This is a genomic window from Wolbachia endosymbiont (group A) of Anomoia purmunda (assembly GCF_947251545.1).
Classification (GTDB): Bacteria; Pseudomonadota; Alphaproteobacteria; order Rickettsiales; family Anaplasmataceae; genus Wolbachia.
On sequence record NZ_OX366362.1, the window covers coordinates 730,855 to 754,970 of the forward strand.

Annotated in this window: 27 protein-coding genes and 1 pseudogene; 11 read left to right on the forward strand and 17 right to left on the reverse strand. The window is 35.4% G+C overall.

What is annotated here, in order from left to right:
* Positions 1–256 precede the first annotated feature (256 nt).
* Positions 257–1,117: a M23 family metallopeptidase gene (locus tag OPR57_RS03795; protein ID WP_265037525.1), complete on the forward strand. Its 861-nt coding sequence runs from the start codon at positions 257–259 to the stop codon at positions 1,115–1,117.
* A gap of 7 nt (positions 1,118–1,124) precedes the next feature.
* Positions 1,125–1,970, forward strand: a complete 846-nt coding sequence (locus OPR57_RS03800; RefSeq protein ID WP_265037527.1) for an SPFH domain-containing protein — start codon at positions 1,125–1,127, stop codon at positions 1,968–1,970.
* Positions 1,971–2,444: 474 nt separating this feature from the next.
* Here the strand turns inward: OPR57_RS03800 and OPR57_RS03805 are convergent, their stop codons facing one another.
* From OPR57_RS03805 to OPR57_RS03815, 3 genes are all read right to left on the reverse strand, one after another.
* Positions 2,445–2,651, reverse strand: coding sequence for a hypothetical protein (locus tag OPR57_RS03805; protein ID WP_265037461.1), 207 nt, complete (start codon positions 2,649–2,651; stop codon positions 2,445–2,447).
* Between the two features lie 15 nt (positions 2,652–2,666).
* Entirely contained in the window at positions 2,667–2,840 is a 174-nt protein-coding gene (locus OPR57_RS03810) for a WPE palindromic element domain-containing protein (protein ID WP_265037463.1), read from the reverse strand.
* Between the two features lie 142 nt (positions 2,841–2,982).
* Positions 2,983–3,906, reverse strand: a complete 924-nt coding sequence (locus OPR57_RS03815; RefSeq protein WP_265037466.1) for a hypothetical protein — start codon at positions 3,904–3,906, stop codon at positions 2,983–2,985.
* Positions 3,907–4,127: 221 nt separating this feature from the next.
* On the opposite strand from OPR57_RS03815, the gene OPR57_RS03820 reads away from it, so the two are divergent.
* The 3 genes from OPR57_RS03820 to OPR57_RS03830 all read left to right on the forward strand — a co-directional run bounded on the left by OPR57_RS03820 (position 4,128) and on the right by OPR57_RS03830 (position 7,918).
* Positions 4,128–5,522, forward strand: a complete 1,395-nt coding sequence (locus OPR57_RS03820; RefSeq protein ID WP_265037468.1) for a malonyl-CoA decarboxylase — start codon at positions 4,128–4,130, stop codon at positions 5,520–5,522.
* 75 nt (positions 5,523–5,597) lie between these two features.
* Positions 5,598–7,394 carry a translation elongation factor 4 gene (gene lepA / locus OPR57_RS03825; protein WP_265037470.1) on the forward strand — a complete coding sequence of 599 codons (1,797 nt, stop codon included), beginning with the start codon at positions 5,598–5,600 and terminating at the stop codon, positions 7,392–7,394.
* Positions 7,395–7,738: 344 nt separating this feature from the next.
* Entirely contained in the window at positions 7,739–7,918 is a 180-nt protein-coding gene (locus OPR57_RS03830) for a hypothetical protein (RefSeq protein WP_156518024.1), read from the forward strand.
* Here OPR57_RS03830 and OPR57_RS08025 read toward each other — a convergent pair.
* From OPR57_RS08025 to mgtE, 3 genes are all read right to left on the reverse strand, one after another.
* Positions 7,869–8,060, reverse strand: coding sequence for a hypothetical protein (locus tag OPR57_RS08025; RefSeq protein WP_265037472.1), 192 nt, complete (start codon positions 8,058–8,060; stop codon positions 7,869–7,871). The genes OPR57_RS03830 and OPR57_RS08025 overlap by 50 nt on opposite strands.
* Complete coding sequence (locus OPR57_RS03840; protein ID WP_265037473.1) at positions 8,024–8,182, reverse strand: hypothetical protein; 159 nt, start codon at positions 8,180–8,182, stop codon at positions 8,024–8,026. Before OPR57_RS03840 ends, OPR57_RS08025 begins: the two co-directional genes overlap by 37 nt.
* 67 nt (positions 8,183–8,249) lie before the next feature.
* Positions 8,250–9,620: a magnesium transporter gene (gene mgtE, locus OPR57_RS03845; RefSeq protein WP_265037474.1), complete on the reverse strand. Its 1,371-nt coding sequence runs from the start codon at positions 9,618–9,620 to the stop codon at positions 8,250–8,252.
* Positions 9,621–9,773: 153 nt separating this feature from the next.
* Between mgtE and prfB the strand changes: the two genes are divergently transcribed.
* Together prfB and OPR57_RS03855 are read left to right on the forward strand one after the other, a co-directional pair.
* Positions 9,774–10,878, forward strand: a protein-coding gene (prfB, locus tag OPR57_RS03850) for a peptide chain release factor 2 (protein WP_265037476.1) whose coding sequence is annotated in 2 segments (ribosomal slippage) — positions 9,774–9,848 and positions 9,850–10,878 — 1,104 coding nt in all. Because the reading frame shifts where the segments join, the coding sequence is not laid out codon by codon here.
* Between the two features lie 358 nt (positions 10,879–11,236).
* Positions 11,237–12,076, forward strand: coding sequence for an Rpn family recombination-promoting nuclease/putative transposase (locus OPR57_RS03855; RefSeq protein ID WP_265037478.1), 840 nt, complete (start codon positions 11,237–11,239; stop codon positions 12,074–12,076).
* A gap of 202 nt (positions 12,077–12,278) precedes the next feature.
* On the opposite strand, the gene OPR57_RS03860 is transcribed toward OPR57_RS03855, so the two are convergent.
* Genes OPR57_RS03860 through OPR57_RS03885 form a run of 6 tightly spaced genes read right to left on the reverse strand, consistent with a single transcriptional unit; the run spans position 12,279 to position 15,915 of the window.
* Complete coding sequence (locus tag OPR57_RS03860; protein WP_265035772.1) at positions 12,279–13,394, reverse strand: FtsW/RodA/SpoVE family cell cycle protein; 1,116 nt, start codon at positions 13,392–13,394, stop codon at positions 12,279–12,281.
* Positions 13,391–14,107 (reverse strand): bifunctional demethylmenaquinone methyltransferase/2-methoxy-6-polyprenyl-1,4-benzoquinol methylase UbiE, encoded by a 717-nt coding sequence (gene ubiE, locus OPR57_RS03865; protein ID WP_265035773.1) that lies wholly within the window; start codon positions 14,105–14,107, stop codon positions 13,391–13,393. Before ubiE ends, OPR57_RS03860 begins: the two co-directional genes overlap by 4 nt.
* Positions 14,108–14,167: 60 nt before the next feature.
* Positions 14,168–15,031: a lipoyl synthase gene (gene lipA / locus OPR57_RS03870; RefSeq protein ID WP_265035774.1), complete on the reverse strand. Its 864-nt coding sequence runs from the start codon at positions 15,029–15,031 to the stop codon at positions 14,168–14,170.
* Entirely contained in the window at positions 15,024–15,338 is a 315-nt protein-coding gene (rpmB, locus tag OPR57_RS03875) for a 50S ribosomal protein L28 (RefSeq protein WP_006279619.1), read from the reverse strand. Before rpmB ends, lipA begins: the two co-directional genes overlap by 8 nt.
* Before the next feature lie 37 nt (positions 15,339–15,375).
* Positions 15,376–15,717: a DUF721 domain-containing protein gene (locus OPR57_RS03880; protein ID WP_265035775.1), complete on the reverse strand. Its 342-nt coding sequence runs from the start codon at positions 15,715–15,717 to the stop codon at positions 15,376–15,378.
* Positions 15,718–15,762: 45 nt separating this feature from the next.
* Positions 15,763–15,915 (reverse strand): hypothetical protein, encoded by a 153-nt coding sequence (locus OPR57_RS03885; protein WP_265035776.1) that lies wholly within the window; start codon positions 15,913–15,915, stop codon positions 15,763–15,765.
* A 126-nt stretch (positions 15,916–16,041) separates the two neighbouring features.
* Here OPR57_RS03885 and OPR57_RS03890 point away from each other — a divergent pair, with 126 nt between their 5' ends.
* Positions 16,042–16,296 (forward strand): hypothetical protein, encoded by a 255-nt coding sequence (locus OPR57_RS03890; RefSeq protein ID WP_265035777.1) that lies wholly within the window; start codon positions 16,042–16,044, stop codon positions 16,294–16,296.
* Here OPR57_RS03890 and OPR57_RS03895 read toward each other — a convergent pair.
* From OPR57_RS03895 to def, 4 genes are all read right to left on the reverse strand, one after another.
* Entirely contained in the window at positions 16,267–17,463 is a 1,197-nt protein-coding gene (locus OPR57_RS03895) for an IS4 family transposase (RefSeq protein WP_406831644.1), read from the reverse strand. The two genes, OPR57_RS03890 and OPR57_RS03895, sit on opposite strands and share 30 nt — an antisense overlap.
* Positions 17,464–17,777: 314 nt before the next feature.
* On the reverse strand, positions 17,778–17,906 hold the full coding sequence (locus OPR57_RS08030; protein WP_410541008.1) for a hypothetical protein: 129 nt from the start codon (positions 17,904–17,906) through the stop codon (positions 17,778–17,780).
* Positions 17,907–18,507: 601 nt separating this feature from the next.
* Positions 18,508–19,338 carry a uracil-DNA glycosylase gene (locus OPR57_RS03905; RefSeq protein WP_265035780.1) on the reverse strand — a complete coding sequence of 277 codons (831 nt, stop codon included), beginning with the start codon at positions 19,336–19,338 and terminating at the stop codon, positions 18,508–18,510.
* On the reverse strand, positions 19,328–19,867 hold the full coding sequence (gene def / locus OPR57_RS03910) for a peptide deformylase (RefSeq protein ID WP_265035781.1): 540 nt from the start codon (positions 19,865–19,867) through the stop codon (positions 19,328–19,330). The genes OPR57_RS03905 and def overlap by 11 nt, the downstream gene beginning before the upstream one ends.
* Before the next feature lie 138 nt (positions 19,868–20,005).
* On the opposite strand from def, the gene ftsA reads away from it, so the two are divergent.
* Entirely contained in the window at positions 20,006–21,244 is a 1,239-nt protein-coding gene (ftsA, locus tag OPR57_RS03915; RefSeq protein WP_265035782.1) for a cell division protein FtsA, read from the forward strand.
* Between the two features lie 131 nt (positions 21,245–21,375).
* Positions 21,376–22,167, forward strand: coding sequence for a type I methionyl aminopeptidase (map, locus tag OPR57_RS03920; RefSeq protein ID WP_265035783.1), 792 nt, complete (start codon positions 21,376–21,378; stop codon positions 22,165–22,167).
* A 44-nt stretch (positions 22,168–22,211) separates the two neighbouring features.
* On the opposite strand, the pseudogene OPR57_RS03925 reads toward map, so the two are convergent.
* Positions 22,212–22,439, reverse strand: a pseudogene (locus OPR57_RS03925) (MFS transporter); the annotation flags it as partial.
* Positions 22,440–22,538: 99 nt separating this feature from the next.
* On the opposite strand from OPR57_RS03925, the gene OPR57_RS03930 reads away from it, so the two are divergent.
* Entirely contained in the window at positions 22,539–23,870 is a 1,332-nt protein-coding gene (locus tag OPR57_RS03930; protein WP_406831642.1) for an IS4 family transposase, read from the forward strand.
* Positions 23,871–24,116 lie beyond the last annotated feature (246 nt).

Sequence of the window (24,116 nt, forward strand, 5' to 3'; positions counted from 1 at the left end):
GCAATGTTCGTACAGTTGTGTGCCTAGACACTGGGATCCAGAAAACTCAATTACAAATGGACACACTAAGCAATTATATGACAAGAACTGGATTTCAGCGTCAAGCGCTGGAATGACAGAAAAGGAGCGTGCAAAGGCTGCGCCCATAGGGTGTCATCCCAGTGCCCAGACACTGGGATCCAGAAAAATTGATTGCAAACAGCGCACTATACAACATTTTCGATCAGAAAGCTGGATTCCAGCGTCAAGCGCTGGAATGACAGGAGAGGATTTTGAGGTGACAGAAAGCAACCATGATAGAAGATTATTATTCATATCCAGTACCATAAAATCTTCCTTTTTTGCCACAGGAATTGAGCAAGGGTTGGCGCCAAATACAGTGGTGAAATTGATCAACATATATAAAGATTTCGGTGTTGATTTTAAAAAAGACATTGTGCCGAAGAGTAAATCGGAGGTTCTTTTTGAGAAATTGCCTAATAATCAGAAGACTGAAGAAAAAATTTTATACGCTTCACTGACAATAAACAAGAAAGCTATTAGTTTATATCATTATAAATCGCAAGACGGCAAAGAAAGGTATTTTAATAATGAAGGAATAAGCTTAAAAAATGGCGAAATTTTTGCAAATCCTTTAAATGGAGATTATCGCATATCCTCAAAATTTGGCAATAGAAAGCATCCTGTTCGCGGTAAAATTGCTTTTCACAAAGGAGTGGATTATGCAGCTAAACTTGGCACTCCCATATACGCTGCTGCAGAGGGTGTGGTAGAATATATAGGAAAGAATGGTGGCTATGGAAATTACATCAAAATAAAACACAAAAATGAATATTCAACCTGTTACGCGCATGTAAGTAGATTTAGTGGCGATATAAAGTTAGGCTCTAAAGTAAAGCAGGGGCAGGTTATTGCCTATGTTGGTAGCACTGGTGTTGCAACAGGATCCCATTTACATTACGAAGTTATATATAACGGCAAACACATCGATCCGCTTACGATAGCGCATAAAACTGAAGTAAAATTGCCTGATCATGAATTAAGAGAGTTTAAACTATTTGTAAATAAGATAAATAAAACGATCAACAGAGAGGGTTCAAGTGAAAAAGAAGTTTAAAGACAATATGGATAAGAATACGATAAACGATAGAAATTTGAGTCAAATTCGGGCTTTTCCTGTACTAATAGCGCTAGGATTAATTTTATCGCTGCTTTTTTTGGCATATGACAGCACAATTGCACTTGGAGTTGCTGCCGTTTCAATTTTGACTTTTCTTCAAGGATTTTTTATTAATGACCCTAATGAAGCAAGAGTGATAGAATTTTTTGGTCATTATATTGGAACTTATTTTAAGTCTGGAATATGTGTAACGCTTCCCTTTTCAAGCAAATATATAGTTTCCCTAAAATTTCAAAATATCAACACAGAAAAAATAAAAGTGAATGATGCAAATGGAAGTCCAATAGAGATTTCTGCAGTAATTGTTTGGAGAGTGAGCAGTCCTGCAAAGGCGTATTATAATGTTAACAACTATCACGAATTTGTTTTTGTACAAAGTGACTCAGTAATAAGAGAATTAGCTAGTAACTATCCGTATGACAGCGAAAGCGATGAGGAATCTTTACGTAAAAATTCTGATAAAATTTCGAGTGAATTGCAGTCAATGTTACAACAAAGATTAGATATTGCAGGAATTGAGATTACAGAAGCGAGAATATCACATTTGGCGTATTCATCCGAGATTGCACAAGCAATGTTAAGGCGTCAACAAGCACATGCTATCACTTCTGCAAGAAAGCTTATAGTGCAAAACGCAATAGGAATTATCGAGGAAGTAATAGCTCATTTTGAAAAAAATAAAAGCTTACAATTAGATAGCAAGCAAAAAGTTCAATTGATAAATAATTTGTTGGTTGCCCTAATCTCTGAGCAAGATGCACAACCGACGATTAGTTTGGATAATAATTAGCATAATTGCTAATATCGGTTATTCAAAAATGTTATTACGATGCAAAATCTGCACGAGACGCTTTATGATCATGTACTACATTGTAGCATACAACAACAATATCGTTCTTGCCCGCCATGTCATTTCAGCGCGTGACGCTAGGCCATAAAACTTGCTTGACACCCTTCGCCAGCTCCCTTATCATGAAACTGAAGCTATTGTATTTGCTTTCGCAAATCTGCAGATTAAAAGGTAAGGATTACTTAATGTATCGGCGTCTTATGTTCAATTTTTTGCAGTATATAGATACTGTATGTCTTTACAAAACTTCATCTACATCTAGATTTTTATCTAAATAAGCTGAACGCGCTTATAAAGCGTTACAAGACATCAAAAAATGCCAATACTCAACAGAGATAGTAAAAGACTAGCTAACTCGGGGATTCTTTGTCTTTTTTTCTGCTTAGTAAATTTCTTAAACATTTGCAGCGTAGGTTAGTTGCAATTAAAAGCAGCTAAATTGCAGCGTTTAAGACTTAAAAACGCCAATACTGAAAATAGACAATGGCTAGGGCTTCGTGTGCCTTTTTTTTGTTTGGTAAATTTCTTAATGTTTGTGGCTAAAAGAGCCCAAGAGAGGTCAGTGCTCCTTTTTTTGTCATCCAAGTAGCCTCCTATGGTGTCATCCCAGTGCCCAGACACTGGAATCCAGTTGAGCTATTTCAACAAAAATACTGCATTTTGAGATGAACGTTTATTCTCACCAGACTTATTTACAAGTATAACAATTAAAGTCTGGATTCCAGTGTCAAGCACTGGAATCCAGCCTTTATTATGCAGCCACTTATTTGAAGTTAAGTTTTCTGGATCCAAGTAGTCAGCTACTTTCATGACACCATTCTTTTTCCTGGATCCAAGTAGTCAGGGCACTGCCGTCATAAAGGAACCAGTGTCAGCTACTTTCATGACACCTTTTTTCTACTTAGTTTGGTTTATGCAAGAAGTCTAATGTTAGAAGGGTTAGCTATAATTCTTAACCGCCATGAACGTGTCCGTTACTGTGGACAGGCGGTTCTACATTTTCCAAACAACTGCCTACTTTCAGTGAGTTGTTCAGATTATGCTCTATTTGTGTTTTTGTTTCGAACTTAAATCCTAACTTTTCGCAGAATCTTTGGAAATATTCTTTAATAATGTCAAACAAACTCTTTTCACCCTCTTGATAGTTTTTTAGCTCTTCAGGAGCAGTAAGTGATAATTTACCATCTTTATATGTTACACCATCTTTACCATCTTGAGACTCAAGTGTGAATTCTAGTGAGCTGGATAAATCACATATTTTTTCTTCTGGATTGTCAAATGTGGTTATAGGTATTGCCATATCAGACTTAATTTTTATGTGATTATGGTCAATGTAGTAGATATTTAGTGCTTTTTTAGGATTGTGTGGAGTTAAGCTGTAACTGCTGAGCGCAGCGTGATACTCATTAAATATACCAGCTCCATACCCTGCTTGATTACAATTAGTGACTAGCTCTTCTAAAATGGGGTCACTTGGAACTTTTGCTCCAGAATATCCAAACATTTCCTTGAAAATTTCTTTTGCAATTGAGCAGTAATTCTTGTTTTCATGTACTTTTTTTTGCAATAGAGGAACTAACTCTGCACTACTGTAAGAACCTTTCCCATATTTATTGTTTTTTTTATCAGTAGAAGTTAGATCTCGATAAAGTTCTCTCCATGAATATTGATTCCAAGCTCTTTCCGTCAACGTGTTAATTGAAGTTTTGTCTATACTTTTTCCATTAATAACGAAATTCGTCCTGTGGAAATCTAAGTACATTGTTTCGCCAGAGTTTGCTTTTTTATTATCCTCTGCAGCTCTTAATTTACTGAAGTCAAATTCTTTAGCTTGAGCGTTTAATGTAACGATTGGATTTTTCTTTGCTTCTGCCATAATCTTGCTCCCCATTAACATTCTGAAATTAATTGTATTACTGAATTATTAATAATCTAGTAATAGTGCCTGCTATGTAGCTAAAATTTTCCTTTAACTTAAGCTATATGTAGCTAAAATAACTTGGGTTTACCGACAACCGTCATCCCGCTAGCGGGATCTAGAGATATCGCGGCGGTATGACCCTGACTTGCATTAGCCATGTATAATAAAGGGAATCTATGACAAAAGAATCATTGGTAAAAACTGATATAGTGAAAGTTGAAGACAAAAAGGCGGTAAGAAGATTTTTTAAAATACTAGGTGGAGTGGCAGATGCTGTAAGATCGTGGATTGGTAACATCAGTCCTGATTTAAGCAACAGTCGCGATATCGATAGTTTAGTCTTGAAGATGAACGAGTGCTTAAATCCGAAGGGAGGAGAGGTCTCAGCACGTAAGAACGCTGTATCTCTTGGTAATCTGTACTTGAGCTTATCAGAAAAAGGTAAAATAAAATTTCTACAAACCCTGGCAGAAAAATTTAATCCGAATAAAGCGGAAATAGATGAGAAGATTAAAGAGTATAAGAAAAATCAAGATCCCGAGTTAAACTATAAATTTGAGCAGGATTTAATAAAAATTCTTGAATCACCACGTTCTAAAATATTAAAGCAATTTATTTCTTTACCAGAAGGCCTTAAGTTTATTGTTGATATGCGTTCTGACGTGCTTAAGCTAAAGAACCAATATAGAAGCTTGAATCCACTAGAGAACGAATTAAAAAATATACTCTATACTTGGGTTGATGTTGATCTACTTGATCTTCGTCAAATCACCTGGGATTCACCTGCATCATTGCTAGAAAAACTTATAAAATATGAAGCTGTGCATAAAATTTCCTCTTGGGGCGACCTAAAAAACAGACTAGACTCTGATCGTCTCTGTTTTGCTTTTTTTCATTACAAGATACCGAACGAACCTCTAATTTTTGTAGAGGTTGCATTGGTGGATAAGATTGCAGATAGCATTCAACACCTTTTAGATGAGTCGGTACCTTCAAATGATCCGAGTAATGCGAGCACTGCTATATTCTATTCAATATCAAATACTCAAGCAGGGTTATCTGGAATCAGCCTTGGTAATTTTTTGATCAAAAGGGTTGTAGAAAAGCTATCACAAGAGTTTAAAAGTATAAAAACATACGCAACTCTTTCTCCAATACCTGGCTTTACGAAATGGCTAAAAAACAATCTAAACCAAGATGTCACTTTATTGGGCAAACTAAATATAAAACAATCTAGTGCAGAAATTTTAGAAAGTGCAAAAACCAACGTTGAATGTACAAATGAAACTAAACAATGCATGCTTAAACTATGTGCATATTATTTACTAAAAGTTAAAAACAATAATGGTAGTGCTTATGACCCGGTGGCGCATTTCCATTTAAGCAATGGTGCATCGATAAAACAATTAAACTGGATGGCGGATACTTCTGAAAAGGGTATTAGTCAGTCAGCCGGGATGATGGTAAATTATCTATATGAGTTGCCTAAAATAGATAATAATCATGAAAACTATATGGTTAATAAAGTGATTTCCTGCTCGAAAAAAGTGTCGTCTATGTTGAAGGAGTAAATAGTCTCTTAATAAATAATTGCCCTCACAAAACTTAAAATGTAAAATGGTTCTACTTAAGTAAAATAGCCATCAATGAACAACATAAGAAATTTTGCAATAATAGCACATATAGACCACGGTAAGTCAACGCTTGCTGACCGTTTAATAGAGGAATGTAACGGCCTTGAAGCAAGAGAAATGACCAATCAAATACTCGATTCAATGGATATAGAGCGTGAACGTGGCATTACAATTAAAGCACAGACGGTAAAACTCAATTATACGGCAAACGACGGTAATCAATATTGCCTAAATCTCATGGACACCCCAGGTCACGTTGACTTTTCTTACGAGGTAAGCCGAAGCTTAGCAGCGTGCGAAGGTTCACTTTTAGTAGTAGATAGTAGCCAGGGCGTTGAAGCACAAACCCTTGCAAATGTATATAAAGCTATTGACAACAACCATGAAATAATAGTTGTGCTCAATAAAGTTGATCTTCCTGCTGCAGATCCAGAAAGGGTAAAACTCCAGGTTGAGGAAGTAATCGGTATTGACGCAAGTGAGTCAGTTTTAATATCAGCAAAAACTGGACTTGGAATAAAAGATGTACTTGAAGCAATAGTGGCAAAACTTCCAGCTCCTCAAGGTAATGTAAATGCTCCACTGCAAGCAATTTTAGTTGATAGTTGGTATGATACTTATTTGGGAGTGGTAATTTTAGTGCGAGTTAAAAATGGAGTGCTAAAAAAAGGCATGAGAATTGTTATGATGTCTAATAATGCTACATATCAGATAGATAATATCGGTATTTTCACCCCTAAAAAAGTGATGACGGGTGAACTTTCAGCGGGTGAAGTTGGTTTTATAACTGCTTCAATGAAGGAAGTAGCAGACTGCAAGGTAGGGGAAACTATCACTGAGGAAAAGAGACCTTGTAGTGAAGCACTTCCTGGATTTAAAGAAGTGCATCCTGTGGTATTTTGTAGCATTTTCCCTCACAAAACGGATGATTTTAAATATTTAAGGGAAGCTCTAGAAAAGTTACATTTAAATGATGCAAGTTTTACCTTCGAAGCTGAAACTTCAAATGCGCTAGGCTATGGATTTCGTTGTGGTTTTTTGGGAATGTTGCATCTTGAAGTTATTCAAGAAAGGCTCGAGAGAGAATTTGATTTAGATCTAACAGCAACTGCACCGAGTGTTATATATAGGGTTACAACACGAAGCGGTGAAGTTTTGAATATTCATAACCCAAGTGATATGCCAGATCCAACAAAAATTGAAATTGTGGAAGAACCATGGATTACCGCAACCATAATGGTCCCTAATCAATACTTAGGTGATATTCTGTCTCTATGTGAAGAAAGGAGAGGAGAACAGGAGGATTTATCTTACATTGGTAACACAACAACAGCATTGTTAAGATATAAGTTACCACTGTCTGAAGTTGTTTTTGACTTTTATGATCGATTAAAATCAATTTCCAAAGGATATGCAAGCTTAGATTGGGAAATTTCCAGCTATCTGGTAAGCCAAATAGATAAATTAAGCTTTTTAATTAATGGAGAGCCCGTAGATGCACTGGCTTGTATCGTTCACAAAAGTAGGGCAGAAAAAAGGGGGCGTGAAATATGTGCACGCTTGAAGGATTTAATACCACGTCAGCAATATAAAATCGCGATTCAAGCAGCAGTGGGCGGAAAAATTATTGCCAGAGAAACGATTAACCCATACAGAAAAGATGTAACAGCTAAACTCTATGGTGGAGATGTAACGCGAAGAATGAAACTACTTGAAAAGCAAAAGAAGGGTAAAAAAAGGTTACATTCTATAGGGAACGTAAATATTCCACAGAATGCTTTTATTCAAGCCTTGAAGATAAGTGATTGATCTTAAAAGACTTCTTGTATAGTTTTTGGCAACAACCGTTAGAAACGAAAAAACTTGCTTGACAAGCCTCGCCAGCCCCCTTATCATGATACTGAAGGTATTCATTTATCTTCAATCTGTGCAGATTAAACGACAACAGTATTACGTAGTTGGCGTCTTATTTTTAATTTTTTGCACTATGCGCACCTTACGTCTTCACAACATTTCTGGGTTTTTACCTATATAAGCTGAAACGCGCTGTTTAAGACAGTATAGCAAGCCAATTTGCAGGATTAGAGAGTGACAACTAGCTAACACGGGATATCTTTTGCCTTTTTTTCCACTCAGTAAATTTCTTAATGTTTGTGGCTAAAAGAGTCCAAGAGAGGTGTCATGCCAGTGCTCCTTTTTTTGTCATCCCAGTGCTTGACACTGGGATCCAGCATTTCACGCAATCCCATCAAGAACGTTGTATTTTACATAACACTTTTATGCTTACCAACTTAATAAAATTCCTGGATCCCAGTGTCTGGGCACTGGGATGATGAGAAAGGAGCACTGGGATGACATCATAGGGACACTGGGATGACAGGGGAGGGAGGCTACTTGGATGACACCATATAGGCTACTTAGAGGACCCAAAAAGGGTGTCATTCCAGTGCTTGGCACTGGAATCCAGTTTTCCATATAATCTCATCGAAAATGTTGTAACCACTTTCTGTGCTAGTTTGCTTGCTTACAAGCAAACTTTCCTGGATCCCAGTGTCAAGCACTGGGATGACATCATAGGGGCACTGGGATGACACCATCTGCCACGCAAATTGCCTGCAAATTGCAATGTTCGTATAGTTGTGGGCGGTATAGCTATAGATAGTATTAGCTATTTAATAAAAAGATCGTAGCTAAACCAAGAAATATAAGAGCTGAGAGAATATCAGTTGTTGCCGATGTTAGGATTGAAGAAGAAACGGCAGGGTCAGACTTTAAGCGATGAAGCATTATAGGAATGAAAGTTCCGATGAACGTTGCAATAATTGACATCATAATCATGGAGACCACAAAAATCATCTCCACTTTGAAGTTGTGAAACCTTATTGCTAACACTACTAATGAAATAGTAGATAAGATCACCCCGTTTATAAGACCTATTAAAAATTCTTTCATCAGTATTCTTTTTGCATTTTGCTCAGTTAAATATTTTGTTGCGATTGCCCGGATGGTTAGCGTTACTGTTTGGGATCCTACATTTCCGCTCATTGATGCAATTATCGGCATGATTATTGGCAGTACTATAAAACTTTTTATTACATCATCGAAAAAGCCAACTACTATGGAACACATTGTTGCAGCTAAGAGGTTAAACAGTAACCAAGGTAGCCTTTTAATTATAGTTTTATGTATAGGGGCATTTATATCGGCTTTAGAAGATACACCGCTTATTTTGAGTACATCCTCTTCTGTTTCTTGTTGAACAACTTTTATCACATCTTCAATTAAGATCACACCAATAATTTTACCATTCTTATTTACTACTGGAGCTGATAATAGAGAGTAATCTTTAAATATTCTTGCTACTTCCTCTTGGTCTACTCCAGTTTTAATGATTTTTATGTCATGATCCATTATCTCTTTTATTATTGTGTCTCCTGAGTGAGATATTACCTTATTTAAATTAACACTGCCTATAGGCTCTAATTTTGAGTTGATAATGAATATCTGGTGAAATTTTTCTGGTATTTTTTTATAGTTGCACACAAATTCTGTCAGTTGATTTATTGTCCAATAATATGGAGCTATAACCATATCTTTATGTATTAACCTTCCTGCACTTTCTTCTGGATATGATAGCAACTCCTCTACCGATTTCTGAGTTTTGCTGGGCAAATAGTAAAGTATATTTTCTACAGACTTTCTATCTAAATCTTTCACTATGGTTACTATATCTTCTACATCAAGGAGCATTAGTAACTTTGCTGTATTTTCTATTCCCAATGTTTCTATGATCTCTATTTGTAAATCTGGCACTACATGCACTAGGGCATCACTTAACAAATGTTGATCGAGGATATTAACTAATTTCTCTCTGTGATCACTGATCGAAGTAGATAAAAAATAAGCTAACTGAACGCTATCTATCGTTTTTACAATATTACGAACATTTTCTAGTTCCTCGTTATCAAGTGACTCTATTAAGTCATCAATAGCCTTTTTGTCTAAACCATAATGGGAACTTATTTCAATATTCATTACTTTACCTTATTTTTTAATAAATATACGCGCTTGATTTCCTTAAACATTAAAGTATAATGAAATTATTTAAATTAACTATCATATGGTTAAATTTCTATTTTGTTTACTGTTATTGTTATTGATAGTAAATATATTAAAATCTAAAGTATAATGAAAACTTATCCAGAAATTCTTGAACACTTTCAAAGCTTAAATAAAAGTATTTCTCTTATCAGGAGGTGTCTTTGACATAGAAAAATTAAAGTTGCGTCTTGAAGAGCTTGACTCCCAAGCGTCGAATGATGATCTGTGGCAGGATAACCAAAAAGCACAAGAAGTTTTAAAAGAACGTTCTAAAATTAAGAATGACGTGGAGTCGTTTTTAAAGCTGGAAAGCGATTACAACGATGCCATCAGCTTAATGAAGTCTGCTATTGATGAAAATGATGAAGAATTTTTCTCTGAAGTTGAAAATGAATTAGCTAAGCTAGAGAAATTAATCAAGTGTAAAGAAACAGAGTCCTTATTTACTGGTGAAGCAGATAATAATAACTGCTTTTTAGAAATCCACTCAGGAGCTGGCGGAACCGAGAGCAATGATTGGGCTGAAATGCTGATGCGCATGTATATAAGGTGGGCAGAAATTTATCATAACTTTAAAGTTGAAGTTGTAGAAAAATTAGAAGGAGAGTCGGTTGGTATAAAGTCTGCAATGATAAAAATCGTTGGAGAAAAAGCTTATGGGTGGGCAAAAAGTGAAAGTGGAATTCACAGGCTGGTTAGAATATCGCCATTTGATGCAAATGGTAAACGTCATACCAGTTTTGCAAGTGTAGGAGTAACTCCAGTGATCGAAGATTCAATTGATATTGCTGTGGATGAAAAGGATCTAAAGATCGACACCTACCGTGCTTCCGGAGCAGGCGGTCAGCATGTGAACAAGACTGAAAGTGCGGTACGCATTACGCATATTCCAACTGGTGTTGTAGTTCAATGCCAAAATGGTCGTTCTCAACACAGAAATAAAGATGAGGCGTTAAAATTACTTAAAGGACGTTTGTACCAAATTGAATTGGAAAAAAAAGAACAAAAGATGGCTGAAGAATATGGTAAAAAATGCGATATAGGCTGGGGCAATCAGATCAGATCGTACGTTATGCATCCATATCAAATGGTGAAGGATTTAAGAACCGGACATGAAGTGGGTAATATAAATTCTGTTTTTGATGGTAATATAGATTGTTTCATAGTTAGTGTGCTTACTAAGCAAAATTAGACTTTTATAGCTAAAGTAATTTAGGCTTAACGACAACCGTCATCCCGCTGCTTGTTAGCGGCTAAGAGATACCGCGCGGCGGTATGGCGTAGGACTGCCGTCATTCCGCTACTTGTTAGCGGCTCGGCATGGGGCTGTCTAGCTATAAGAATTCATTTAGTAGTATTACATATAGCATATTAAAACCTAGTACTAAAATGGATGAAACGAAAGAAGCGCAAAACGTAAATGGGAATGTGCCAGGAGGTGGCAAGGCGGCAGCTTGACACAGTTTATAGTATCAAGTTAAGCTTAAAATATGATTGAATAGTTGTTAATAACAGTGTATAATTATTAATCTTTTCTAAGCATTTTTACTATGGCTATTTCTAAGTTTCTCGATCCTAAGAACGACTTTGCCTTTCGGCGTATTTTTGGCTCTGTAAATAATAAGGATATTCTTATTCACTTTCTTAATGATATGCTAGGCCTTACTGATGTTGATCAAATAGAAGATGTTTCTTTCTTAAGTCCCATTCAGGATCCTGATATTGCTTCTCAAAAGCAGAGCATTGTTGATGTTCTCTGTACTGATTCTGCTGGAACCCAGCTAATTATTGAAATGCAAGTTGTTAAAACTACAGGCTTTGAGAAACGCGCTCAATACTATGCTGCTAAAGCTTATTCAAGTCAAGCTCACAAAGGTGATCAATATCAAGATCTTAAAGGAGTTATTTTTATTGCTATCGCCGATTTTATCTTATTTCCTAACAAGCTGGCTTACAAATCTGATCACGTTACTTTTGATAAAATTACCTATGAATATGATCTCAAAGATTTTAGTTTCACTTTCATCGAGCTACCAAAGTTTAATAAGACAAAAGAAGATCAGCTTTCAAATATTGTTGAAAAATGGATTTATTTTTTTAAGTACGCCGATGAAACTAGCGAAAAAGATCTACAGAAAATAATAGGTAGTGATGTTATTATTGGTAGAGCTTATGATGTGTTAAATCAATATAACTGGAGTAAAGAAGAACGTTTTGCTTATGATCAAACTAAGAAACACATTGATGATTATCTTTCTTCTATTCAACAAGGAAAAATTGAAGGAAAAATTGAAGTTGCAAAAATAATGCTAGTCAATAGTATTGATGTTAACACTATTGTCAAGTGTACTGGCCTGTCCATTAGTGAGATTGAAGAATTGCAGAATTAAGTGTGAATGGTTACGAAAAATATAAGTTTTTGCGATAAACGACATAGTGACGTATTTGTTGCTCAGCATGTCAGTGGAATATTTTCTGAAAAATTTCCACATAACTCTTTCAGATTTCATAATATCTCTTGCCACTCATCTGAACAGATACCCATTTTGGAGGGATACCAATAATAGTTGTAAGCGGTATAAGTTGTGACCACTAGTCCATATACCTTCCAAGCATAACACGCTCACGAAACTTTAATGCGATAGCTTGGTTTCTACTGAAAGACAGCATTATGCCAAGTGCGATGCTCGAAGATAAAAGAGAAGAACCACCATAGCTAAGTAACGGCAGGGTTATGCCGGTGGTTGGAAAAACACTCAATGTTACCCCTATGTTTATTATGAATTGTGTGATGAATTGAATTGAGATACCGAGAATCACTAACAGATTGAATAATTCATTTTCCCTATATGCAACGTAAAGCAAGCGGGTGGAAATGATACCAAATAACATCAATGTGGCTAAGCACGTAATCAAACCAAATTCTTCTGCTAAAACAGAAAACACAAAATCTGTATGACAATCAGGAAGAGAGGCTTTTACGCTACCTTCACCAGGTCCAACTCCAGTTAATTGACCTCTTTTGAATGCTTCTAATGATTTTGTGACTTGAAAGTTATCGCGCTGCGTAAAAAAGACAAAATTGTAAATCCTTTGCTTTATATGTGGGAGGCATAAGTAAGCTATTGTAGTTCCAGTTGTGGCCATTCCTATTATGCATAGAAAGTATAAAAATGGTATACATGCAATAAACATTTGACCAATAAAAGAATATGTTAAAAGCATGGACATACTGAAATCAGGTTGCAAAAGTAACAACACAAAAACTAACAGAAATATTATGATTGATATGTGCATTTTAAACCTCATTTCGCTGGCCAAGATACTAGCTATAACAACAGAAAAAAATGGTCTTACGAACTCAGATGGTTGAACTGAAATTTTGACAATATGTAACCATCGTTTCGCACCTTTTACCTCTATACCAAGTATTATCGCAATTGCTACTAGAATAGTAAATAAAATGAAACCTGCGAATGAGAGGTTAAGTATAGTTCTTGTGTTGAGAAAAGAAAATGTTACCAAGGTAATTAGTGACAGGACTATATAAATTGTATGGCGCCGTATAAAATAATCCTGTGGTAGAAAAAGACGCTGCGCAATTACAGGGCTTGCTGAATAAACAAGAATGAAGCTTATAGTGAGCAAAAAAAACACTGGAAGGATGAGATAATAATCCAGCGTTCTATACCAGAATTTAATATTCATTTTGTTCCAATGTGTAATGCCACTATTCCATAGCTCATATTATGAAACTCAACATTCTTAAAGCCTACCTCTTCAATTTCCATTTTAAAATCAGCCTGAGTTGGAAACTCTCTAATGCTCTTCACTAAATATTCATAAGAACTCTTGTCTTTAGCAACTATGCTGCCAATTTTAGGAATTACTTTAAATGAATATAAGTCATAAAGTTTGGTAAATATCTCATTTTGATAGTGCATAGGGGCAAATTCTAAGCAGATAAATTTTCCATGTGGTTTTAATACCCTGTGCGCATCATTTAAAGCCTTCTTACGGTCAGAAACATTTCGAATGCCAAAAGCTATTGTGCAATAATCAAATTCGGAGTCTTCAAATGGTAAACTTTCTGCACTCGCACATACCCAATCAAAATTAATTTGGTTTGAATTTATAGCTTTATCACGTCCTCTGCTTAGCATATTTTGATTTATATCGCATACTGTAACCTTAGCACTTGGGTCTTTTCTTACTATTCTTATTGCTATATCTCCAGTTCCTCCAGCAACATCTAAAACCTTAGAATTTTTTGTAAAATGCACACTATTTACCATTTTATCTTTCCACAATCTGTGCATTCCGAGGCTCATTATATCATTCATGGTGTCGTAGCGATTTGCTACGGAGTCGAATACCTCTTTAACTAATTGCGATTTCTTCTTGATTTTTATAGTAGACATTACGTAAAGTTGCTCAACTCCTTTATAATTAGTAAAAATTAATTTGAATTAACATAAATATCAACAACAGGCCTTGAGCCTGTTAAAATCTTCTTCAGCGTGGTATGATGACCGAGTGAGTGGGCTTGATGCAACCACTAAGAAACCTTTGGAGTAAGCAATGTATTTATAATGCTCAAATTCCTCTGGGGTAACATACCTATCAAGTTTTGCATGTTTTGGAGTTGGTTGTAGATATTGACCAATTGTAATAAAATCAACCTCAGCACTGCGCAAATCGTCCATAACCTGAAATATTTCCTCTTTTGTTTCTCCAAGACCAACCATAAGCCCCGACTTTGTGAAAACTTTAGGATTAATCTGCTTTACCATCTTCAGCAAATATAGTGAATGAAAATAGCGAGCTCGTGGTCTTATTTTTGCATACAATCTCGGCACTGTTTCAATATTGTGGTTATAGACATCAGGTGATGCAACAGCGATTGCTTCAAATGCTCCTTTCTTATTTAAAAAATCAGGAGTTAAAATCTCTATTGTTGTTTCTGAAGTTATCTTTCTAATTTCTTCTATGCACTGTATAAACTGATTTGCGCCACCATCTGGTAAATCATCACGATCAACAGAGGTAATGACAACATGTTTTAAGTTTAACTTTTTTATCGCTTTTGCTAAATTTTCTGGCTCATGAGGATCTAATTTATCAGGAATGCCAGTTGCAACGTTGCAAAATGCACAAGCACGAGTGCAAACAGAACCGAGAATCATTACAGTAGCATGACGTTTATTCCAACACTCACCAATGTTTGGACATGCAGCCTCTTCGCACACTGTATGCAAGTTATGCAGTTTAACGATGTTTAAGGTTTCATTGAATACTTCACCGGTCGGAGCTTTTGCTCTGAGCCATTGAGGTTTGTTATGCATCTGAAACGGCTAACTCTACCTCTTGCTTTACTAAAACTTTTTTCAACCTTCTTTTTATCTTCTGCGCTTTCTCACTTAGTTTAATCGTTCTTGTGTTGAGCAAAAAAGCATCTAAATCACCTTTGTAATCTATAGTTCTCAAAGTTCTTGTTGCCACACGAAATCTAAACTTTTTATTCAATATATCACTTGTCAACGTAACCTTATGTAAATTTAAAAGAAAGGTACGCTTTGTTTTACGATTCGAATGTGATACCTTATTACCAAAAGATTTTTTTCTATTTGTTAATTCACAAACTCTACTCACTTTAATATACCAAATTATTCTATGTACTTAGATTACCTTATATAGTCAAATAGTCAATACTCTCTTGCTTAATTTTTATACCATATACTGCTTTATAACCAAAAAATATCGTAATTTTTTCTATTATAAGAGAAATCATATGCTGAATTTCCAATGCTTTACTGCCATTTGTTACTACCAGATGCAACACACCCGAATTTATATTCTGTGCATATGAGATCTTTTTCGGTTTTGTACACTCTGCTATTTCTTTCCCTACTATATTTCGCCAGTTTAAAATCAGACGTATTTCATTTTTGCTAATCTTATTTTTCATGCATTTTAATGCGTAATTTTCAATTATAGACTTTAATTCTTTTGGACCGCTACGCTTGAGCATTTTTCTGTTTTGTTTCTAGTATAACTAAATAAGTAAGGTTTACCACTACATTGGATTTCTTAAAGCCCTGTCATTCCAGTGCGTACTGCACGAACATTGTAATTTGAGTCCACCAGGGAGGATGTCATCCCAGTGCTCAGACACATAGCTGTACGAACATTCATTTTTGAAGGTAAATTGCACAGCAAATGGTGTCATTCCAGTCTGGAATCCAGAAATTTTGCTTATAGCTGAGCTGATGAGCTAAAGGTAGTTGTCTTACGCTAAAATAAACGTTTTTAATTAAGTTGCATAGAAGCTAGATCCCAGTGTCTGGGCACTGGGATGACACCCCACTGGTGGGAATTGCTCCCAAACTACAACGTTCGTACAGTTGTATGCTCAGACTACTTGGATCCAGAAAAATTGATTGTGCACTATACAACATTTTCGATCAAAAGCTGGATGCCAGTGTCAAGCACTGGCATGACACCATTTGTTGTGTTTAACAAAAACAAATGTTCGTACAGTTGTGTAGCTGACACTGGGATGACAACCATACGCGTCAAGTTAAGAAGCAAGGGTAAGAAAATTCAATGAACTTAAGGTGGATAGTCTAGTTTTTCTATATCTATCTTTCACAGAAAATTGTGACCAGTCTGTGGTAAGTTTTTTCAGGAAAATTCTCAAATTATTAATTTTACTGCTTAACGCTAAAAACAACTCCCTAATCCTTCTTTTTAATTCAATGAATGCCTTTGTTAAACTCAGCTCTGTATTCTCTTTCAGTTTTATACAACCAACTATTCCATGAAATATAAGAATTGCGCACAATTTAGCGTATAGTTCACATAATACTCTGTATGGTTTTCCTTTAAGTTCGTCAAGCCTGATGTGACTCTTATACAATTTAAATAATAATTCAATCTGCCATCTTACCCTGTAAACTGTTAATACTTGTTCAGCGCTGATTTTACTCTCTGGAACGTTAGTTATGAATATCGACCAATCCAGCAATTTTTGATTCTTTTGAGAAGATGTATATCCATGTGATTTTGCTAACTTATTAGCCCTTCTTCTTCTAATTATAGACTGTTCTTCAGTTAATTTTTGACATATAATTCTCACTTTAATTTTTACTTCTTTTCCTAATAGCACTTCCATCTCTAGAAGGGATTGACCTTCTAAACATTCCAACAACTCTATTTTTTGATTTGTTTCTATATCATATATATTGGTATCAGACTTATAACGACTAACAAAATATGCACCTGCTTCATCAATCTGTTTAAAAGAACTAGGCACAAAGTAGCACAAATCAAATATTAGCAAATCATTGGCTGATAAACCGTTCAGATAATCCCTATAACCTTGATCCGACCTTATTCCTTCTATTAAATTTAACTTATCTAGCGCTTGGTTCAGGTAATCAAAGACTAACTGCAGCTTTATTCCTGATTTGGTATTACTCTCACAATCTCTATAGCTACTCCCATATCCTTTGTACATATCTTCCATGCTACTGGGCAGGCTAATATAATCCAAACCCTGTTTTGTAATTTCTATCGAGTCTTCATTTAGCAATTGGCACATTGTTTCTATGCTGCAATCACCAACTCCTATGTTACCAAAAACCATAGCTTTTATGAATGATGAGCCATTAAGTTTTCTCTTTCTTTTTATAAAACCTACTGCAATTGATATTTCGTCTGCTTTTTCATTAAAGAATTCATTGAGGTCTTTTGATAAGCAAGCTATTCTGTCCATTGTAAGTTCTCTCATTCACATATCCAAGAAGAACTTATACCTTATTCTTTTCCTTCACTCTATCAATTTTACTTACACTTTTCCTTAACTTGACGCGTATGATTCACCAATCCGGCTAAAATTCAAGAATTTCAATGCTTTAGCTATTTTCAATAGAATTAAATTTATTAATATAAATAACAAATTACTATTCTTAAATTTGATCAGATTGATTGCAAAAAAACAAGATTTTCAATAGGTTGCTTATAATCCTAACTATAGTTAGCCTTTCATAAGTAGCGATGCAACAAAGCCCACTGGGATCCATATTCACCTTATGATAGTGTCATTCCAGTGCCCTGACTACTTGGATCCAGAAAAAAGAATGGTGTCATGCAAGTAGCCTCCCCCCCTGTCATCCCAGTGCCCAGACACTGGGATCCAGGAAACTTAATTTCAACCAAGTGGCTGCATAATAAAGGCTAGATCCCAGTGTCACGCACTGGAATGACATCACAGGAGCGCTGGAATGACACCATTTTCGGTCTCTTAAATTGCTTTAGCCACAAGCATTAAGAAATTTACCAAATGAAAAAAAAGGCAAAAGAAGCCCTGGGGTTATTATCCGCTTTAAAATATTGGCGTTTTTTATGTTTTAAACGCTTGACAAGCGAAATTCAGCTGCTTTTAATTGCAACTAATTTACGCTGCAAATGTTTAAGAAGTTTACTAAGCAGAAAAAAAGACAAAGAATCCCCGAGTTAGCTAGTCTTTTACTATCTCTGTCGAGTATTGGCATTTTTTGATGTCTTGTAACGCTTTATAAGCGCGTTCAGCTTATTTAGATAAAAATCTAGATGTAGATGAAGTTTTGTAAAGACATACAGTATCTATATACTGCAAAAAATTGAACATAAGACGCCGATACATTAAGTAATCCTTACCTTTTAATCTGCAGATTGGCGAAAGCAAATACAATAGCTTCAGTTTCATGATAAGGGAGCTGTTAAGGCTTGTCAAGTAAGTTTTTTCTTTTCTGCGGGCTACTTTTCGACACCAGTGGTGTTAAGTATTCGTACAGTTATTGGTGTTATCAAGATACTCCCTAATCTTCTTTAAATCCTCCCAGGCTAAACGTTTTTGCATTGGCTGACGCAGTAGGTAAGCTGGGTGAAATATAGCGGCTGTGGTGATTGAATTGGACAAATATTGGTTAGTGTACGTATGAAATCTACCACGCAAATTCGATATAGTTTTTGTGCTGTCAAGAAGGCTATAACACGCAATTCCACCAACTAAAACCAAAATCTGTGGTGAAACTAGTGCAATATGCTTCTCAACAAATGGTCTGCACATATCAAGCTCTAGGTCAGTTGGCTTTCTGTTACCAGGTGGGCGCCAAAATACGGTATTGCTTATATAAACTTTGGTGCGATCAAGATTGATTGCATTTAACATTTTATCGAGCAACATTCCACTTGCACCACAAAATGGTATGCCTTGAAGGTCTTCATTTGCCCCTGGAGCTTCACCAACGAGGATAATTTTTGCATTTGGATTACCATCAGAAAAGACAGTATTAGTTGCAGTTTTTTTTATCTCACAACCTTCAAATGATTCAACTGCACTTCTTAATTCATCCACACTACCACATTTACCTGCAAGTTTCCTTGCTTCAATTATCCAGTCACTTGGAAACATGGATTGCTGCTCTTTCCCATCTTTAGTGTCATTCCAGCGCGTATCTGCATCTTTCTTCTTGGTTCCAGTTTGGATAACAGAGGGTTGCACACTCTCTTTGCTCTCCAACTTTTTTTCCTCTTCACCCTCCATTAGTGTGCAATCAACGCCCACTTCATGGTAAAATTTTAGTAATTCTAGGTCTTCATTGCTCATAATGCTTTTTAACCTTTTGTGCTTTTTTCATGGCCATATCATACTTCAACTTAGATAAATGTCTAATATATAATATGCCGTTTAAGTGATCTAATTCATGCTGAATACACCTTGCAAGCCAACCACTAGCTTTTAGCGTCTGTTCTTCGTTATTTAAGTCTTTGTATTTCACAGTTAAATACTTTGGACGCTTAATTTCATAGCTTTGCTCTGGAATTGAAAGGCACCCTTCCTTGAGAATCACTTGTTCATCAGATAATTCCGTAATTTCTGGATTAATCATGCAAAACTTGCCAGTTGATTCATATCCTGCTGGCTCATTTTCAATTGTTTCTAGCTGAACATCCACAACAAAAATTCTCTTTAACACCCCCACTTGCACTGCAGCAAGGCCAAGACCTTCTGCATCATACATAGTTTCGAACATGTCGTTTACTAATTCTTTAATTTTATCGTTTATATCTGTTACTTCACTGGCACGTGTGATTAGTCTTTCATCAGGGGCAATTACAATTGGTAATATGGACATAAAAATTATAATTCTATGTTTTGCTTTTCCTTTTGTCCAGAATTTAGTGTATATTAAAATGTTGCTATATCTATAATAGAAATATAAATTATTAAAGAAAGCTACAATTTAAATGAAATTGCGTAATAAGGTTAACTAATGTACTCTGCAGTAATAGCAAAGCCAAAGAGAAACGTTTTTGCTGTTTTAGACATAGGTACAACAAAGATTATTTGTCTAATCGTTAAAATAAATGGCAACTTCAGCTATAAAGTAACAGGAACGGGCTATAAGATTGCAGAAGGTGTAAACGGTGGGTCGATAACTAATGTAAAACACGCAAATTACTCCATCTCATCAACTATAGGTTTAGCTGAGCAAGTATCAGAAGAAACCATAGATCAGATATATGTAAACATTGCTGGATGTGGCATCTCATCTTTCAATGTACACAATGAAATTATTGCAGCTAACCATGAGATTTCTGAGCGTGATATAAGACGTGTAGTTTTCCAAACATTTGAGAAATATATTGAAGACAATATTATCATTCACAATATACCACTAAAATATCACTTAGATGACATGACTGACATAAAAGAAGTTGGTGGATTGTACGGAAAAAGACTATCTGCTGATGTTAATGTTGTCACTGCTTCGCGTCCAGCGCTTACCAATATTGAAAACTGTATTACCAATAATGGTGGATTAAATATGGCAGGTTGTATTGCTTCTGCATATTCTGCAGGTCTTGCGTGTCTCAGTGAAGATGAAAAAGAGCTCGGGACTGCTATTGTTGATATAGGTGGTGGATGCACTGCAATTGGAATTTTCAAAAGAGGGAAACTTGTGTATGCAAGCAGCGTTCCAATTGGTGGCGTTCATATCACTCGAGATATTGCTTACGGGCTATGCACAAGCATAGAACGTGCAGAGTATATAAAAATACTATATGGTAGCACTATCGTAACTTCAATAGATGAGAACGAATATATTACAGTGCAAAATAGTGAAAATGATGAACCTACTCAAGTATTCAAATCTGAGCTTATTAACATCATAAGACCAAGAGTTGAAGAAATACTTGAAATGGTAAGAGAGCAATTTCAAGAGCAGAAAGATCCAATTAATAAAGTAGTGATCACAGGTGGAACTAGTCAAATCACAAGCATGAAAGAAATTGCAGGCTATATATTCAATAAGCAAGTTCGAATTGGGTGCCCTGAGTCTTGTAGCGGTCTTGATGGCGAATATGATAAAAATCCTGTATTTTCTGCTGCTATAGGTTCTATAAAGCTAATAGTTGACACTTTTTATAAAAATAATTCTGGTATTTTAGGTCAGGATGGTAAAATGAGTAAATTGTATAATTGGGTTAAATCAAAAGTTACAGTCTAGATTTCTGTTTTACCACCTTTCATACAAATGACTTGACACTAGGATCCATAGGACTTATTTTTATAATATGTAAAGTTATTATGTTTATGTACTTGCGAGTAAGCGTAAAGGATCACAAATTACAATAAGACATGGAAAATACGAACATAACTATACACTCACAAGAAGATTTTGAATTTATGCGCAAGGCTGGCAGGCTTGCTGCTGAAACTCTTGATTTCATTGCACCATACGTAAAGGTAGGAGTGACAACTAATGAGTTAAATGATCTATGTCATGACTTTATAATGAATGCAGGTGCAATTCCAGCACCACTAAACTATAGGGGGTATCCAAAGTCAATCTGCACTTCAAAAAATGCAGTTGTGTGCCATGGTGTTCCCGATGATAAACCGCTTAAAGGTGGAGATATTTTGAATATTGACGTTACGGTGATTTTAAATGGCTGGCATGGTGATACAAGCCGCATGTTTTGGGTTGGCAAGCCATCAATAAAAGCAAAACGTTTATGTGACGCTACTTATCATGCATTGATGGAAGCAATTAAACAAGTTAAACCCAGCAATAAGTTAAATGAAATAGGGCTTGCTATAGAAAAATATATTAGAGATTTTGGATATTCTATCGTACGCAGCTACTGCGGACATGGTATAGGAAAAGTCTTTCATGCTCCACCAAATGTAGTGCATTTCTATGATCAAGATGAAAATCTCGTCTTGAAGGAAGGTATGTTTTTTACAATAGAGCCAATGATTAATGCTGGAAAACATGAGACTCTGCTCAGTAAACTCGATGACTGGACAGTGACAACACGTGATCTTTCACTTTCTGCTCAATTTGAACATACGCTCGGAGTAACAAAAGATGGTGCTGAAATATTCACATTATCACCTAAAAATTGGCACTTCCCGCCTTATAACTAAAACCCTGTAGCTATAATTCTTGTTTTTAGTGATCTTGAAGAAAGCTAACCCTTAACTTGTGATATAGCAACTAGCCCAATTAATGCACAGAAAATCATGTAAAAACTAGCTGAAGTCTCTTGTCCTGTAACTTTGATAATTGTTGTGCATATAAATGGTGCAAGACCACCAAAAAATCCAGCAGCTATATTTCTTGACAAACCAAATCCGCTGTACCGAACCTTTGTTGGAAATAATTCACACATAAATGCACTGACAGGGCCAAGCGATGCATACGCGTCAAGTTAAGGAAAAGTGTAAGTAAAATTGATAGAGTGAAGGAAAAGAATAAGGTATAAGTTCTCTTGGATATGTGAATGAGAGAACTTACAATGGACAGAATAGCTTGCTTATCAAAAGACCTCAATGAATTCTTTAATGAAAAAGCAGACGAAATATCAATTGCAGTAGGTTTTATAAAAAGAAAGAGAAAACTTAATGGCTCATCATTCATAAAAGCTATGGTTTTTGGTAACATAGGAGTTGGTGATTGCAGCATAGAAACAATGTGCCAATTGCTAAATGAAGACTCGATAGAAATTACAAAACAGGGTTTGGATTTTAGATTTACTGAAGAAGCAGTGGAATTTATGAAAAGAATGTATAATGAATCTTTAGTTTTATTTAAAAACAGCTTACAGGTTGATTGCAGAATTTTGAAGCAATTTAGAAGCATTAAGCTATTGGATAGTAGCTATATTAGCCTGCCCAGTAGCATGGAAGATATGTACAAAGGATATGGGAGTAGCTATAGAGATTGTGAGAGTAATACCAAATCAGGAATAAAGCTGCAGTTAGTCTTTGATTACCTGAACCAAGCGCTAGATAAGTTAAATTTAATAGAAGGAATAAGGTCGGATCAAGGTTATAGGGATTATCTGAACGGTTTATCAGCCAATGATTTGCTAATATTTGATTTGTGCTACTTTGTGCCTAGTTCTTTTAAACAGATTGATGAAGCAGGTGCATATTTTGTTAGTCGTTATAAGTCTGATACCAATATATATGATATAGAAACAAATCAAAAAATAGAGTTGTTGGAATGTTTAGAAGGTCAATCCCTTCTAGAGATGGAAGTGCTATTAGGAAAAGAAGTAAAAATTAAAGTGAGAATTATATGTCAAAAATTAACTGAAGAACAGTCTATAATTAGAAGAAGAAGGGCTAATAAGTTAGCAAAATCACATGGATATACATCTTCTCAAAAGAATCAAAAATTGCTGGATTGGTCGATATTCATAACTAACGTTCCAGAGAGTAAAATCAGCGCTGAACAAGTATTAACAGTTTACAGGGTAAGATGGCAGATTGAATTATTATTTAAATTGTATAAGAGTCACATCAGGCTTGACGAACTTAAAGGAAAACCATACAGAGTATTATGTGAACTATACGCTAAATTGTGCGCAATTCTTATATTTCATGGAATAGTTGGTTGTATAAAACTGAAAGAGAATACAGAGCTGAGTTTAACAAAGGCATTCATTGAATTAAAAAGAAGGATTAGGGAGTTGTTTTTAGCGTTAAGCAGTAAAATTAATAATTTGAGAATTTTCCTGAAAAAACTTACCACAGACTGGTCACAATTTTCTGTGAAAGACAGATATAGAAAAACTAGAGTATCCACCTTAAGTTCATTGAATTTTCTTACCCTTGCTTCTTAACTTGACGCGTATGGTACACTCAATGGCGTCAACTTAAGGGAAAATATCAGTGATTGTGTATAAAATTTCTCTCTAAATTCTTTTATCATTACATTATCCAAAGAGTGCAAGAAACAGCACTTTTGTTTCTATTTTATTTCAACAAAAAAGTTTAAAATGTGTCCTTTTTAGGTGAAACATGCAAAAAGGAAAAAATCTTGTTCTACAAATTAAAAATACAATATACTCAAAAACTTTTCAGAAAAT

Bases quoted from the DNA above. Each gene is read 5' to 3' on its own strand.
- OPR57_RS03930 (WP_406831642.1), top strand. From the start codon at position 22,539: ATGGACAGAATAGCTTGCTTATCAAAAGACCTCAATGAATTCTTTAAT.
- OPR57_RS03840 (WP_265037473.1), bottom strand. From the start codon at position 8,182: ATGGTGTCATCCCAGTGCCCCTATGATGTCATCCCAGTGCTTGACACT.
- def (WP_265035781.1), bottom strand. From the start codon at position 19,867: ATGTCCATATTACCAATTGTAATTGCCCCTGATGAAAGACTAATCACA.
- OPR57_RS03820 (WP_265037468.1), top strand. From the start codon at position 4,128: ATGACAAAAGAATCATTGGTAAAAACTGATATAGTGAAAGTTGAAGAC.
- OPR57_RS03860 (WP_265035772.1), bottom strand. From the start codon at position 13,394: ATGAATATTAAATTCTGGTATAGAACGCTGGATTATTATCTCATCCTT.
- ftsA (WP_265035782.1), top strand. From the start codon at position 20,006: ATGTACTCTGCAGTAATAGCAAAGCCAAAGAGAAACGTTTTTGCTGTT.
- OPR57_RS03800 (WP_265037527.1), top strand. From the start codon at position 1,125: ATGGATAAGAATACGATAAACGATAGAAATTTGAGTCAAATTCGGGCT.
- OPR57_RS03855 (WP_265037478.1), top strand. From the start codon at position 11,237: ATGGCTATTTCTAAGTTTCTCGATCCTAAGAACGACTTTGCCTTTCGG.
- lipA (WP_265035774.1), bottom strand. From the start codon at position 15,031: ATGCATAACAAACCTCAATGGCTCAGAGCAAAAGCTCCGACCGGTGAA.
- ubiE (WP_265035773.1), bottom strand. From the start codon at position 14,107: ATGTCTACTATAAAAATCAAGAAGAAATCGCAATTAGTTAAAGAGGTA.
- OPR57_RS03795 (WP_265037525.1), top strand. From the start codon at position 257: ATGACAGGAGAGGATTTTGAGGTGACAGAAAGCAACCATGATAGAAGA.
- OPR57_RS03890 (WP_265035777.1), top strand. From the start codon at position 16,042: ATGACACCCCACTGGTGGGAATTGCTCCCAAACTACAACGTTCGTACA.
- OPR57_RS03895 (WP_406831644.1), bottom strand. From the start codon at position 17,463: ATGGACAGAATAGCTTGCTTATCAAAAGACCTCAATGAATTCTTTAAT.
- map (WP_265035783.1), top strand. From the start codon at position 21,376: ATGGAAAATACGAACATAACTATACACTCACAAGAAGATTTTGAATTT.
- OPR57_RS03880 (WP_265035775.1), bottom strand. From the start codon at position 15,717: ATGCTCAAGCGTAGCGGTCCAAAAGAATTAAAGTCTATAATTGAAAAT.
- OPR57_RS03905 (WP_265035780.1), bottom strand. From the start codon at position 19,338: ATGAGCAATGAAGACCTAGAATTACTAAAATTTTACCATGAAGTGGGC.
- OPR57_RS03815 (WP_265037466.1), bottom strand. From the start codon at position 3,906: ATGGCAGAAGCAAAGAAAAATCCAATCGTTACATTAAACGCTCAAGCT.
- lepA (WP_265037470.1), top strand. From the start codon at position 5,598: ATGAACAACATAAGAAATTTTGCAATAATAGCACATATAGACCACGGT.
- OPR57_RS08025 (WP_265037472.1), bottom strand. From the start codon at position 8,060: ATGGAAAACTGGATTCCAGTGCCAAGCACTGGAATGACACCCTTTTTG.
- mgtE (WP_265037474.1), bottom strand. From the start codon at position 9,620: ATGAATATTGAAATAAGTTCCCATTATGGTTTAGACAAAAAGGCTATT.
- OPR57_RS03885 (WP_265035776.1), bottom strand. From the start codon at position 15,915: ATGACACCATTTGCTGTGCAATTTACCTTCAAAAATGAATGTTCGTAC.
- OPR57_RS03810 (WP_265037463.1), bottom strand. From the start codon at position 2,840: ATGAAAGTAGCTGACTACTTGGATCCAGAAAACTTAACTTCAAATAAG.